This is a genomic window from Citrobacter koseri ATCC BAA-895 (genome assembly GCF_000018045.1).
GTDB classification, from domain to species: Bacteria; Pseudomonadota; Gammaproteobacteria; order Enterobacterales; family Enterobacteriaceae; genus Citrobacter_B; species Citrobacter_B koseri.
Window position 1 is genome coordinate 3,351,851 of record NC_009792.1, and the last position, 14,086, is coordinate 3,365,936.

Annotated in this window: 11 protein-coding genes; 2 read left to right on the forward strand and 9 right to left on the reverse strand. The window is 54.3% G+C overall.

Annotated features, from left to right (window positions below; all coding sequences use genetic code 11):
- Positions 1-58: 58 nt before the first annotated feature.
- The 4 genes from yjfF to ytfQ all read right to left on the reverse strand — a co-directional run bounded on the left by yjfF (position 59) and on the right by ytfQ (position 4,664).
- Entirely contained in the window at positions 59-1,060 is a 1,002-nt protein-coding gene (yjfF, locus tag CKO_RS15395) for a galactofuranose ABC transporter, permease protein YjfF (RefSeq protein ID WP_024130779.1), read from the reverse strand.
- The gene (ytfT, locus tag CKO_RS15400) at positions 1,047-2,069 is read right to left on the reverse strand and encodes a galactofuranose ABC transporter, ATP-binding protein YtfT (RefSeq protein WP_024130780.1); all 1,023 of its coding nucleotides are present in this window, start codon (positions 2,067-2,069) and stop codon (positions 1,047-1,049) included. Before ytfT ends, yjfF begins: the two co-directional genes overlap by 14 nt.
- Before the next feature lie 13 nt (positions 2,070-2,082).
- Entirely contained in the window at positions 2,083-3,585 is a 1,503-nt protein-coding gene (ytfR, locus tag CKO_RS15405; protein ID WP_012134380.1) for a galactofuranose ABC transporter, ATP-binding protein YtfR, read from the reverse strand.
- A 122-nt stretch (positions 3,586-3,707) separates the two neighbouring features.
- The gene (gene ytfQ, locus CKO_RS15410) at positions 3,708-4,664 is read right to left on the reverse strand and encodes a galactofuranose ABC transporter substrate-binding protein YtfQ (protein WP_012134381.1); all 957 of its coding nucleotides are present in this window, start codon (positions 4,662-4,664) and stop codon (positions 3,708-3,710) included.
- 310 nt (positions 4,665-4,974) lie between these two features.
- Here ytfQ and ppa point away from each other — a divergent pair, with 310 nt between their 5' ends.
- On the forward strand, positions 4,975-5,505 hold the full coding sequence (gene ppa / locus CKO_RS15415; protein ID WP_012134382.1) for an inorganic diphosphatase: 531 nt from the start codon (positions 4,975-4,977) through the stop codon (positions 5,503-5,505).
- A gap of 131 nt (positions 5,506-5,636) precedes the next feature.
- Here the strand turns inward: ppa and CKO_RS15420 are convergent, their stop codons facing one another.
- The 5 genes from CKO_RS15420 to tamA all read right to left on the reverse strand — a co-directional run bounded on the left by CKO_RS15420 (position 5,637) and on the right by tamA (position 13,090).
- Complete coding sequence (locus tag CKO_RS15420) at positions 5,637-5,837, reverse strand: DUF4926 domain-containing protein (protein WP_024130781.1); 201 nt, start codon at positions 5,835-5,837, stop codon at positions 5,637-5,639.
- 12 nt (positions 5,838-5,849) lie between these two features.
- A complete protein-coding gene (gene tssD / locus CKO_RS15425) occupies positions 5,850-6,977 on the reverse strand; it encodes a type VI secretion system tube protein TssD (protein ID WP_012134384.1) in 1,128 nt (375 codons plus the stop codon).
- A gap of 256 nt (positions 6,978-7,233) precedes the next feature.
- Positions 7,234-7,578, reverse strand: coding sequence for a gamma-glutamylcyclotransferase family protein (locus CKO_RS15430; protein WP_012134386.1), 345 nt, complete (start codon positions 7,576-7,578; stop codon positions 7,234-7,236).
- Between the two features lie 2 nt (positions 7,579-7,580).
- Positions 7,581-11,360 carry an autotransporter assembly complex protein TamB gene (tamB, locus tag CKO_RS15435; RefSeq protein ID WP_012134387.1) on the reverse strand — a complete coding sequence of 1,260 codons (3,780 nt, stop codon included), beginning with the start codon at positions 11,358-11,360 and terminating at the stop codon, positions 7,581-7,583.
- Positions 11,357-13,090, reverse strand: coding sequence for an autotransporter assembly complex protein TamA (gene tamA, locus CKO_RS15440; protein ID WP_012134388.1), 1,734 nt, complete (start codon positions 13,088-13,090; stop codon positions 11,357-11,359). Before tamA ends, tamB begins: the two co-directional genes overlap by 4 nt.
- 213 nt (positions 13,091-13,303) lie before the next feature.
- Between tamA and msrA the strand changes: the two genes are divergently transcribed.
- Entirely contained in the window at positions 13,304-13,942 is a 639-nt protein-coding gene (msrA, locus tag CKO_RS15445; protein WP_024130782.1) for a peptide-methionine (S)-S-oxide reductase MsrA, read from the forward strand.
- The last annotated feature ends 144 nt before the right edge of the window (positions 13,943-14,086 follow it).

Here is a 14,086-nt window from a genome sequence, read left to right on the forward strand (position 1 = left end):
TATAGAATCTATCGACTACAACCGGAAAAAGTTTATACGTTTCAGGAAATTCAATATGTTACTTCGGTGTTGCGGCCGTGTTGACACGCGTAACCGGAGAACTCTGGCGGTTCTCCCACAGCACCGTCAGACCACGCTGCAAGGCAATAAAAATAAACAACAAAATCCCGATAGCGATCTTCGTCCACCAGGAACTCAGCGTGCCATCGAAGTTAATATAGGTCTGGATCAGCCCCTGGATCGCCACGCCGAACAGCGTACCTAACACCGTCCCCACGCCTCCGCTCAGCAACGTACCGCCAATCACCACCGATGCGATGGCATCCAGCTCAACGCCAACGCCCGCCAGCGCATAACCGGCCTGGGTATAAATGGAGAAAACAATACCCGCCAGCGTCGCAAGCCCGGTAGAGAGCATATAAATACGGATGGTGGTGCTGCGCGTCGAAATCCCCATCAGGTTCGCCGACGCCGCATTTCCGCCAATGGCGTAAACCTGATTACCAAACCGCGTACGGTGCGCGAGGAAAATGCCGATCACCACCACCGCCAGCATCAGCAGCCCCATTGCGCTCAGACGCCCGCCGCCGGGGATTTTCCACGCCAGGCTGGAGAGCGTATCGTAAATCGGGTGGTTAATCGGAATCGACTCCTCAGACACCAGATAACTGACGCCACGCAGGAAGAACATCCCCGCCAGCGTAATGATAAACGCCGGAATCTTCAGCGCATCAATCAGCAGCCCCATAAATGCCCCGAACGCACAGCCCATCGCCAGTACCAGCGGGAAGGCCAGCAGCGGCGAGATCCCCCAGTAGCCAATGGCCTTCGCCAGAAAAACGCCGGTAAACGCGATCACCGATCCCACGGACAGATCGATGCCGCCGGAGAGGATCACGAAGGTCATGCCAACCGCGATAATCCCGAGGAAAGCGTTATCGGTCAGGATATTGCAGATAACCCGGGTTGAGGCGAAACCGGGGAACTGCGTCAGGCAATAGAGATAGCCCAGCACAAAAACCCCGAGGGTGATCATCAACGGTAAGTTACGTTTTATCACGACCACGCACTCCTTTTATCAGACTGATAAAGCGCTGCGACTGCACAATCAGCACGCATAACACCACGATGGCTTTGACGACCTGGTTCATCTCCGGCGGAAAGCCTGACAGCAGGATGCCGGTATTCATCCCCTGGATAATCAATGCGCCCACGACCGACAGCAGCAGGTTAAAGCGCCCGCCCATCAGCGAGCCGCCGCCAATAACCACGGCCAGAATGGCGTCCAGCTCCAGCCAGAGTCCGGCGTTGTTGGCGTCCGCGCCGCGAATATCCGCCGTGATGATAATGCCCGCAATCGCCGCGCACAGGCCGCTCAGAACATAGGTGAGCATGACGATAATGCGGGTGTTCACCCCGGCATTTTTCGCCGCCCGAATGTTGATCCCCACCGCTTCAATGAACATCCCCAGCGCCGTTTTACGTGTCAGCAGCCAGAACACCACCAGGGTAAGCAGCGCGATAATCACGGGCGTCGGAAACAGCAACAGCGAACCGCTGCCGAACCACGATAAGTTGGGTGAGTTAAAGGTGACGATCTGCCCGGAGGTGATGAGTTGCGCCACGCCACGTCCGGCCACCATCAGAATGAGCGTGGCGACAAACGGCTGAATTTTAAGGATCGCCACCAGAATGCCATTCCACAAGCCCGCCAGTACGCCTGTTCCCAGCGCCGCGAGCAGCACCACCGGTAAGCTGTGCCCGGCCACCGTCATGGCGGCAGTAGTCGCCCCGGCAATCGCCATTACCGCCCCGACGGAGAGATCGATACCGCCAGTGGCGATCACCAGCGTCATCCCAATCGCCAGCAGCGCAACGGGAGCCGCGCGGTTAAGAATGTCAATCGGGCTGCCGAACAGGCGACCGTCCTGCAAAATCACCTGCCAGAAATGCGGCGCCACCAGGCTGTCCACCAACAGCACCAGCAGCAATGCCACGATCTGCGGCATACCTGTCGGCCAGCGAAAACGTCGCTTCGGCGGTGTGGTTTGCGGGAGAGACTGAGGCATCACACTATTCTCCTTACGCCGCAATGGCGTTCATGATCGCCGGAACGGACAGTTCCGCCAGCGGGATCTCCGCCACCTGTTTACGATCGCGCATGATGATCACCCGATCGGCATAGCCCACCAGTTCCTCCAGTTCAGAGGAGATGACCAGCAGCGCCAGCCCGTCCGCACACAGCGTTTCGATCAGGCGGATGATCTCCGCATGCGCCCCAACGTCGATGCCGCGTGTCGGTTCATCCAGGATCAGGAACTGCGGTTTGGTCAGCAACCAGCGCGACAGCAACACTTTTTGCTGATTGCCGCCGGAGAGAAATTCAATCGGCTGTTCCGCACTGGGGGTACGAATACCCAACTGGCGGATAAAACGCTCGGCAATCTCCTGCTGTTCTCTGCGGGAAATCGGCCGCAGCCAGCCTCGCTGCGCCTGTAGCGCCAGAATGATATTTTCCCGTACCGATGCGGCGGCAATAATGCCGTCCGTTTTCCTGTCTTCCGGGCAAAAGCCAATCCCAAGGCACGAAGCCTGATGCGGCGATCGCAGGGTTTGCGGCTTACCTTTGATCATCGCACTGCCGCTGTCGGCCGGTTTAATGCCGAAGATCACCTCTGCGGTTTCGGTACGCCCCGATCCCAACAGCCCTGCCAGACCGACGATCTCGCCGGGGCGGACTTCCAGGCTGAACGGCGAGATGGTGCCTTTCCTGCCGTAATCTTTAAAGGCAGCCACCGGTTTATCGCTCAGCAAGGTGCGCCCCGCCCGCCGTAGCGCATGGGTCTCCAGTTCGCGCCCCAGCATCATTTTCACCAGTTCGATCTGTGGAAGCTCACGGGTTTCGCGGCAGCCGACAAAGCTGCCGTTGCGTAACACGGTGATCCGATCGCTCACCTGATAAACCTGATCGAGAAAGTGCGTAACAAAGATCAGGCTGACGCCGCGATCGCGCAGATGGCGCATCAGGCCAAACAGCATCTCAACTTCCTGGGTGTCGAGGCTGGCGGTGGGTTCGTCGAGGATCAGGACTTTCGCGGAGAGATCGATGGCCCGGCAGATAGCGACAATCTGCTGCATTGCAACGGAAAAGCGGTTGAGCGGCTCACGCACATCCAGCGAAAAGCCGTAAGAGGCCATCAATTCTGTAGCGCGTTTCTCCATTTCTTTGCGCCGTAGCAGGCCAAAACGCCGGGGCTCACGACCGATAAACAGGTTATCCGCCACCGACATATTGGGCAGAAGGTTAACCTCCTGGTAGACGGTTCCGATCCCCAGTTGCTGGGCATGCGCGGTATTCTTCGGTGAAATCGCCTGGCCTTCCAGCCAGATTGTGCCGCGATCGGCATGGTATACGCCGGTTAATGCTTTAATCAGCGTTGATTTTCCCGCCCCGTTTTCCCCGAGCAGCGCCATGATTTCGCCCCGGCGCAGGCTAAAATCGACGTTATCCAGCGCCTTAACGCCGGGAAAGAATTTACTGAGTCCCTCGGTACGGAGGATTTCCTGATTTTGGTCGATGGTCATGGCATTCCTCCGGTTCGAAAGCACGGCCTTTCCGTAGGCCCGATAAGCGCAGCGCCATCAGGCAATAAATGCCGGATGGCGGCGTAACGCCTTATCCGGCCTACAGAAGACCAACAGCAAAATCAGTAGCCCATGTTTTTCTTCTTCTCTAACTCTTCTTTTGCGGTGTCAGGCAGGTACAGCGTCGATTTGGTGATGGTCAGCTTCTCAGGCATCGTGCCGTCTTTTTTGTATTTCTCCAGCGCATCGAAAGCGGGCCCGGCCATGTTCGGCGTCAGTTCAACGCTGGCATTGGCTTCGCCATCAATCATCGCTTTATAGATATCCGGCACGCCGTCGATAGAGCCCGTCAGAATATCTTTGCCCGGCTTCAGGCCCGCTTCTTTAATCGCCTGGATCGCGCCGATCACCATGTCGTCGTTATGGGCGTAAACCATGCAGATGTTTTTGCCGTTGTTTTCCGCTTTGATAAAGCTCTCCATCACCTCTTTCCCTTTACTACGGGTAAAGTCGCCAGACTGAGAGCGGATGATTTTGATGTTTGGCGCTTTGGCGATGGCTTCGGCAAACCCTTTCTTACGGTCGATCGCCACGCTGGCCCCAACGGTGCCTTGCAGCTCAACAACGTTACACGGCTTGCCATCCACCTCTTTTACCAGCCAGTCGCCGATCAATCTGCCTTCCAGCACGTTGTCGGCGGTGACGGTGGTCATATAGAGCGATTTGTCTTTAACATCAATGGAGCGGTCGAGCAGAAAGACCGGAATTTCCGCATCTTTGGCTTCTTTTAAGACCGGTTCCCAGCCTGTCGCGACCACTGGCGCAATAAAGATGGCGTCCACGCCCTGAGCGACAAATGAGCGTACAGCTTTAATCTGGTTTTCCTGTTTTTGCTGACCGTCGGCAATTTTCAGCGTGATGCCGCGTTTTTCGGCCTCGCTCTTCGCCACGTTGGTTTCGGCGGCGCGCCAGCCGGACTCAGAGCCGACCTGCGAAAATCCTACGGTTAAAGGGGCGGCCATTGCCATAGACGACATGGCTGCCGAAACTGCTGTGACTAAAAGTAAGCGCTTCCACATAATGATGTCCTCGTAGCCCAGGTTATTGTTGGGTGAAAAGCATTCGCGAGGAAAACTATAGACAATAGGTGATGTAACGGATTGCGTTACATCACACTTCAAAAAAGTAAATAAAAGGTTAATCACAACTTTGTAATCGCTTTCATTCGCCTATGAAAAAAGCAGCTGTTGTTATGGATTTTCCTGTCACGTAAACCGTCTGAAAATCGCAGCCGGAGGGGAAAGAAGACGAAAACAAGCGGAGACTTTCAGCGCGAGTTGGCTATAATACTCGCCACTTGTTTGCCATATATATTTAAAGGAAACAGACATGAGCTTACTCAACGTCCCTGCGGGTAAAGATCTGCCGGAAGATATCTACGTTGTTATTGAGATCCCGGCTAACGCAGATCCGATCAAATACGAAGTTGACAAAGAGAGCGGCGCACTGTTCGTTGACCGCTTCATGTCCACCGCGATGTTCTATCCGTGCAACTACGGCTACATCAACAACACCCTGTCTCTGGATGGCGATCCGGTAGACGTTCTGGTTCCGACGCCGTATCCGCTGCAACCGGGTGCTGTGATCCGTTGCCGTCCGGTTGGCGTTCTGAAAATGACCGACGAATCCGGTGAAGATGCGAAGCTGGTTGCCGTACCGCACACCAAACTGAGCAAAGAATACGATCACATCAACGACGTGAACGACCTGCCGGAACTGCTGAAAGCGCAGATCACGCACTTCTTCGAGCACTACAAAGACCTCGAAAAAGGCAAATGGGTGAAAGTTGACGGCTGGGACAACGCTGAAGCGGCTAAAGCTGAGATCGTTGCTTCCTTCGAGCGCGCAGCGAAGAAATAAGTTCGTTTTCGCTTGAGCTCAACGTAATTTTTTAAAAGCCCTCATATTTGTGAGGGCTTTTTTATGCCGGGTAAAACTGCCTAAGAGAGATTATCGACAAACCCTGGTTCCAGTAGTGCCGAGTGTAGAGACTATGATAAATCTTTGGTCAGTTGCTCCGGTGATAAAGCCAGAGATACGATAGTCTTTCCTTCTTCATCACAAAACTCAACCTCATAAGCTAACGATGGTGAGTGATACACATCAATAACCGCACCGATCTGACCTTTCGTTAAACCAACGGCAGGTAAATCAACATTCAGGAACACAACATCCAGAAGTGATAGTTTCATCATTTCACCTTACTATTTTACATAGAGGGTTGTCATGCGAGGTACTAACGAATCAGTCTCATATATCCAACCAGTACGTACTATCGCAGTTTCTCCGTTCACACCGATAATCGGTACATCGACGGACAGTCTTTGACCGAAACTGTCATATAGCCCTAATTCAGCAGGGTTAGACAGGACTCCCTGCCGAACTCTGGAAACTAAGACCCCTGCATTAGATGGGTTATAACCCAAAGCTGATTCGAAAACTCGCGCTTTATTTCCCCCAACCGGATGATCAGAATTTAGAGCATAAGAAGCTATTTTTTTAGGATCGATAACTGCATGTTTGGCATTGAGTAATGTTCCAGCCTCAGATGTGAATCCTTTTAAATAGGGGGATTCAAGGGACGGGACCATACTATAATTCGATATTTCGCCTGGCCCATTTACAGTGCTCAACCTAACAATCCCTAACCCGGCGGCAATTGAAGCACCAGCAATCAGCAATCCCCTGGTCTGATCGTTCATTACCTGGTTATAACCAACAGGAGCATCACCACCGAGCAATTCAGCAGTCTGATGAAACCCATCGACATTACCATTATAAATCCCCCCAGCCGCCAGCAGTCGCCCTACGCCAGCGCTGTTAAGAGTATGAGTCTGGGCTTTCGGCGTTGGAACAAACAGCTTATTGTATTCCGCTGGCAGGGCAAGATAACTACACTCGGTATTGCTTATCAGATGTTTACTGAGAATATAATCATAATCAACAGATATTGTTTCTGTATCTATCTCGTCTTTTATAATGCGAAGCTGAATCCTTGATATTGAAGCACCTCTGAGCTGAATATAATAATACTTCTCCCATTGACCATATCTATTTATGCGGTAAAACCAAAACGCCAGAAACAGGTTTTCATTATTATTAATCGCATTAGCTAACAGCGGTGAACTTTTGTCTATTTGCTTGCTGAATGTTAAGCTCTGTAGATTCGCACCTTTACCTGTATTCGTTACCCCCGAACTCAAAGAAAATACAAATATTTCATTCACATGGTTTCGTTGCCAACGATTACCGACTGAATCAGTTGTGCCACATCCATCAGAAATATCACCTTGTTGCTCACCAATGAGTTTAAGATAAACAATATCACTCATCCATTACTATCCTTACCTGGATAATTATTTTGCAGAACAAGAATGCGACTGAAATAAAACAATTTCCGCTAGCGGGATCATATTGCTTTATAATAATACAAGATAATATTTTAAGAAGAATAATAATTCACACTAATTAGTGTTTCAGTTAATAAGCATTTTGCGTGATGAACAAAAAGATAAGTACGTCCTGATAATCCAGGACGACAGCTGGCACCACATAAAACAACGCCACCCGAAGGTGGCGTGTTTTTTATCAGCACTGGTCTCTGTCTAACCAGTTACCGCTTTCAATCAGCGTTAACCCTTCGACCGGACGTTGGTACACATACATCCATGCGCTTCCGTACGGTGTCTGGATTAACTGGCGTGCATATTCGCCGCCCCTGGTGCGCAAGGCATCAAGTTCGGCCAGCGTGGCGTTATCAATACGATAAACTTCACCGTGTACCGATCCGTTTCCCGGAACTGCGCCTGGATAGTGGCCCAGGCTATACAACTGGTAGTTATCGATACTGTAATCGCCCAGCAACTGGGCGTTGGTCATCCAGTGGCTGTTGCCCTGTTTGCGTCGTAAACTGCCGTAAACAAATATTCGCATTGCTAAAACTCGAACTGATAGAGCAAATCAAGTGCCTGATCTACGCCAGACACTGCTTCCAGATATAGCTTAGGCATCAGGCGATAACGTAACGTGAGCGTCGCCAAAGAGTCAAATATACCCACACCATATTTCACTTGCAGACCTGGCAGCACATATCCGCTGACCACAACCTGGGATGAGTCGCCCACCCCTTGCGTGTCCAGCGCCAGATTGCTTACGCCAAATGTCTCCCCGATTTTACCCACAACCTGACCACTTTGTGCAACCCCCAGACCAACAAGCATTGAGGTCATCGCCGCACTGTCGCTCTGATCGCTCTCCAGCCCCTGGCCGCGCAGCAGGTAAGACAGCGCCTCCTGCTGGGACATCGCCGGGTCGGAGAAGATTTCCGCTTTCGGCTCATCCGCAGTGCCGGTCACGCGCACCCCGGCAATGACGTCGTTCTCCGTCGATTCAGGATTACGAATCGCCTCGATGTTGAGCAGTGGCTGATCCGGCGGGCCAGAGAACAGCAGTTCCCCCTTACGCACGATCAGATCCTGACCATACGCATGGAAGCGCCCGTCAGGAATATTGATCTGCCCGTTAAGCCCCAGTCCCTGTTTGTCCTGCGCAACTTTCAGGTCGCCGGTCAGACGCGCTTTCAGGCCAAAGGCATCCATGCGGACGTTGTTCCCTACGTGGACAATCAGGTTGCTGTTGATCGGAATCGACGCGCTCTGCGGATTTTCAGGCTGTAGATCGTTATTGAGCATGACTTCATCACTGGAGACGCCTACCGCGCTTTCCGGCAGTTCATGCACCACGATACGCGCCCACGGCACATCCACGCGTCCATCCAGCGTGAACAGGCTCGGCGTCGCCTCAAAGACCACATCCGGGGAAACATCCAGCCGCACCATCGGCGGCACGGTGATACGCACGCGACTGCCTTTCGCCGCCACGCGGGCGCGCCAGTTATCTATCTGGCTCCAGTCAGCGTCGCCGCTCAGATTAATTTGCCCCTGCTGCGTGCGCACCACACCTTGCAGAGTTGAGCGCGTACCGTTGAAATTCATCGCCAGCTGGCTTGGCTGCATATCAAACGGCATAAAGTTGCCATCCACATCCAGGCCGCTCAGCTGTAGCTGACCAAACATCTGTGGGCTTTGCACGTCGCCCCCCAGACGCAGGTTTGCGTTCAACATGCCCGCCGCTTTTTCGCCACGCGAGAAGACAGGGTTGACCATCGCCAGGTTGAAGTTGCGGATATTGATGTTACCGCCAATATTACGCCGCCCTTGCGGGTCGGTTATCTGTACCTGCCCGTCGAACTGGCCGTTATTGGTCAGACGGATCATCCAGCCTAATTGCGCCCGGTTATTGTGCAGATCGGCATTCAGGTTCAGCGTGTCGAAAGCCACCGGTAACGGCGCGTCATTGACCCGTTGCGTTACCTTCACGTTACGACCCGACAGCGTGACCTGCCCTTGCGGCAGCCCCTCTTTGGTGGTGTCCCACGCGACATCCGCTTTCCCGCTAAAGACGCCGCTGGCCTGCGTGGCATCCGGCATAAACGGCTTCAGCATCGCCAGATCGAAACGGTTGAGATTCACTACCGCCCGTCCTTCTGCCCCGGCATCGATCGTTTGCGGTACGCACAGCTCCGCATTCGGGTTCGTCCAGCAGTGCGGCCCGATGCTGATTTTCTGTTCCTGATTACGGTAATCCAGCGCAATGGCGCGCGTCAGCGACCACGGCCCCACCGGCGTCTGGAAGCGCGTATTGCTGAGCGTGCCTTTCCAGCGCGCTTCTTTACGGTCAAAACTGCCCGCAAGCGCAAGCTGCCCGGAGACCGGCTCGCCCTGAATCCGCAGTTGCAGTTCATGCTGCTTTTCGCTGCCTTTGGCATTCAGGGTGACGAGGTTGATATTGACGTCCGGCTGCGTAATCCGCTCAACGCGAACGTCAAGATTCCCGGCGATCTGGTCGGTGGATTTGATGTCCCCCTCCACACGCACCTGCGCCACCGACAGCTCCTGCCAGCGTAGTCCGCGCGCGTTGATATCCGCCAGCAGCTGCGGCGCATCGACCGTACCACGAACCTTCACCAGCCCTTTGGCGGTACCGCCCAGCCCCGGCAGCGCGTTATCCAGATTCGGCGCATCAATCGTGGCGTCGAGATTGAGATCCTTAATGCCCAGCTCGCCTTTCACATCGGCGCTATTGCGTCCCAGCTCCAGATGCAGACCCGGAATGACCCACTGCATGTAGCTGTTCCCCTTCAGAGAGCCGTTAACATTGACCTTGTTCTGCTTCACGTTACCGGTCAGTTTCAGCTCAGGCACATCCATCTGCCAGCTGCCGCCATAGAGGCTTCCCCGGGTTTTGATCAGGCCGTTGAGCGTAGAAGGCCAGTCCGGGATCTCTTTCGCCGTGTTGATGCCGTCCAGCGTCAGTTCGCCGCGCCAGCTGATCGCCTGCTGCCAGTCAACCAGCGCTTTCAGCTCGGTTTTCCCTTCCAGCGCCGCCACGGTGAGCTTATCGAGATTGATCTGCTGTTCGTTGCCTTTCGCATCCAGGGTAATGGTGGCGGGCGGAATGTCCTGCCCCTTCACCGCCGTGCGCATCGACAACGTGTAGTCGGTCATCTTGCCGGTAAGTTTGAGTTTGATATCGTCGGCCTGGAACTGCTTGTCGCCGGTAAACGGCCAGTAAACCTGGCGGCTTGCCACTTCAACGTTCAGCGGCAACCCGGCCTCGGCGAGGCGCGTCTGGGCGCGCAGATCCATATCCACCGGCCCGGAGAGGTTAACGCCGATCTCCAGCTGTTCACGCAGCGCGCCGCCTACCTTCAGCTTCACCTTTTCGCCTTTCAGCGGATCGATATTCAGCGTGCTGTTGAGGGTGATATCCACCGGCCACGAGTTGGTCAACTGCGCCGTTCCGGTCGCATTGACGGTGCCCTGGTTGGCGTCGATATCCAGCGCATCCAGTTTCATATTGCCGTCGATGCTGCTGACTTTCAGCAGCATGTTGCGCACCGTCAGGTCAGTATCGCCCGTCACGCGCAGCTGTTCGCCCTTAAACTCCTCAATATTAAGGTTGAGCGGCAGATGCACATCGGCCATCTCCGGCAACACGGGCTTTGAGAACAGATCCTTCAGCGTCTCGCCAAGCGGCTTTTCATCCGGTTGGGGATGGTCAATCTTCGGTTCAACCACCTCTTCCTGCGCCACTTCCGCCACTTTTGGCAACGCGATTAGCAGTCCCTGTAGCGAAGTGGGCTTCAGAGTCAGGGTTTTCTCCTGCCAGTTAAGGCCGGAGGTGAAATCCATCACCGAGACGGTCGTATCATCAATTTTGAGATTGATATTGCTGAGCGCCACGCGCGAAAGCGTGATGGGATACGGCGTGGAAAGATTCAGCGGCCCGCTGTCCTCTTCTTCCTCCACCGGTTCGGAAGGCGGCATTTTTTTGCTGTCGATGGCGACGTTGATGTCCTTCAACGACAGATCGTTAACACACAGGCTGCTGTCCCACAGACAGCCGAGTTTCACCGCCAGGTGGATTTCACCGGCATTCACCGCCACGCCGGGCTGATCGTAACGAATATTTTTCAGCGACAGGTCACGCCAGCCGCCAGTTACCTGACCGATCTCCAGCCCCGGCACCCAGCGGTTCGCCGCGTTAAAGACCAGATGCAGCCCCGTCGTGGTACCCACCAGGAACGCCACGGTTCCCAGCAGCAGCAGAATAAAAATCAGTACGCCGAGGCTTATTTTCTTCCATAAACTCATAATTCAGGCCCCAGACCGATGTAAAACTGTAAACCGTGTTCGTCTTTGTCACCAACCGGCACGGCAAAATCGAGCTTGATCGGCCCGACCGGAGACTGCCAACGCACGCCAACCCCGGCGCCGGTTTTAAAGTCGCTCTTACGGATATCGCTGACGGCTTCGCCGCTGTCGACGAACATCGCCCCCCACCATTTTCCGGTCACGTTGTACTGGTATTCCAGCGAGCCCGTCACCAGCTTCGACGCCCCTTTCAGGTTGCCGTCGCTGTCTTCCGGCGAGATAGATTTGTATTTATAACCGCGAATACTGCGATCGCCACCAGCGAAGAAACGCAAATCCGGCGGCACTTTGTCGAAATCGCCGGTCTCAATCCAGCCCAGGTTGCCGCGCATCACGAAGCGATGGCGATCGTACAGCGAGCGAATCCAGACGTTTTGTGCCTGAAATACCGAGAAATCCACGTCCGAACCCCAGGCGGTGTTTGAGTAATCGATGGAGTAACGCTGGGAATCCCCCCACGTCGGCATCAGTCCGCCGCGCGATCGGGTACGGCTGATCATCACGCCCGGATAGAGCAGCATGGTGGTGTTGGTGACGTTACCCTGCGTAAAGTGATCGAGGCTCCAGCGCAGATTGATGGCGCGCTGCCAGCCGCTGGAAAGGTCCCAGTAACGGGAAACGGCAAGCGTGGAGGAGTCCGCTTCGGTGTCGTTGAGATCGGTGCGCTTAATCCCCCCCTGAACCAGATAGTATTGTTCCAGCGGGTTCTTTAAGAGCGGCATTTTATAGCTGAAATCGACCTGCTGCTCCGGGGCGGAGATACTGGCGCTGGTGGTCAGGCTGTGGCCGTAGGAGTTCATCCACGGTTTTTTCCACGTCGCCTTCACACGCGGCCCGACGTCGGTAGAGTAGCCGACGCCCGTTTCAATGGTGTTTTCAGTACGTGGAGACATGACGCCGTGCAGCGGCAATACTTTGGTTTCGCGCGCTTTATCAAATTCAGGCGCGACGACGACCGAGTTAAACCAGCCGGTGGCCGACAGACGGCGGTTCAGTTCCGCCAGGTCTTTCGACTGGTAGTAATCTCCCTCTTTGAACGGGATCAGGTTTTGCAGATACTCGTCGCGAATCTGCGAACCTTCGAAAGTGACCTGACCAAAGCGATAGCGCTCGCCGCTGTTGTAATCAATGTCCCAGAACGCCTGGTGACGATCGAGCGACACACCTAACTGGCTTTTATTAAATTCACTGTCGAAATAGCCTTTACGTAGCGCCACGCTGGTTAATGACTTTTTGAAGCCGTCATAGTCGCCATGATTCAGCACGGTTCCGATGGCCGGACGCGTTTTCAGCAAATCCAGATAATCCCTGTCGGTACGCGCGCCGCCGCGTAAAATCACTTCTGTTCCGCCGATGCGAACCGGTTCGCCTGGCGTCACTTTGGCGAGCAAGACCTGACGCCCCTTCTCCGGCGGCGGGCGCAGCTCAAAATCAATGGTCGGCTCGTAGTAGCCCAGCGCTTTTAACCCTTCGCGGATGGCATCATCAACGCGCGCGCGAAAACGCCGGTCCGGCGTCACTTCATCACTTTGAATCGTAGACAACTGCGCACGAACGTTTTTTTCCAGCTCGCCCGATAACCCCTCGACCTGTAAACGGACGTTTGCGGCTACGGCAGAACCGCTTAAGCACAGTAAGCTAACCCAGCATAACTGACGGATATATGGCACGTTTTCTCCTGAATATCCCTTATTCCCACCCCTGGAAGGAAATCACAATGCCGCTCCACGGCTTAACAAAAACCCAACAACCGGGATTGAAAAACAGACGACAACCCAAATATTTCTTATGTTTACTCTAGACGCATTCACTGTAACTATTGTGTGCAAAGACGCGTCTCGTTACAACCTTAACCCCAATTACTGATTTCGGGAGAATGGCCCATGAGTTTATTTGATAAAAAGCATCTTGTTTCACAAGCAGATGCCCTACCTGGACGCAATACCCCGATGCCAGTGGCAACTTTACATGCGGTAAACGGACACTCAATGACAAACGTGCCCGAAGGGATGGAAATTGCCCTCTTCGCCATGGGTTGCTTCTGGGGCGTCGAGCGTTTGTTCTGGCAATTACCTGGCGTTTACAGCACCGCAGCGGGATACACCGGCGGCTACACGCCAAACCCAACCTACCGGGAAGTCTGCTCCGGGCAAACCGGCCACGCCGAAGCGGTACGCGTCGTCTACGATCCGCAGGTTATCAGCTATGAACAATTGTTGCAGGTCTTCTGGGAAAATCACGATCCGGCGCAAGGTATGCAGCAGGGCAACGATCACGGAACGCAGTACCGCTCGGCGATTTATCCGTTAACGCCAGAGCAGAACGCCGCCGCACATGCCAGCCTGGCGCGTTTCCAGAGCGCGATGACTGCGGCAAACGACGATCGCCACATCACCACCGAGATCAACACCGCCACCCCGTTTTACTATGCCGAGGACGATCACCAGCAGTATCTGCACAAGAATCCGTATGGCTATTGCGGCATTGGCGGGATCGGCGTGTGCTTACCGCCGCAAGGTTAATTCAGCGCCTCTGGCGGCTTTACAGTTCCTTACGCTATACTAGCGACTGAAATTACCGGCCCACATCCTTCGGGCCGGTTTTCAATGTGTATATCACACGGATTTATCAACTTCCCCTTCCGAGGATCTGACCTGAACGGTCGG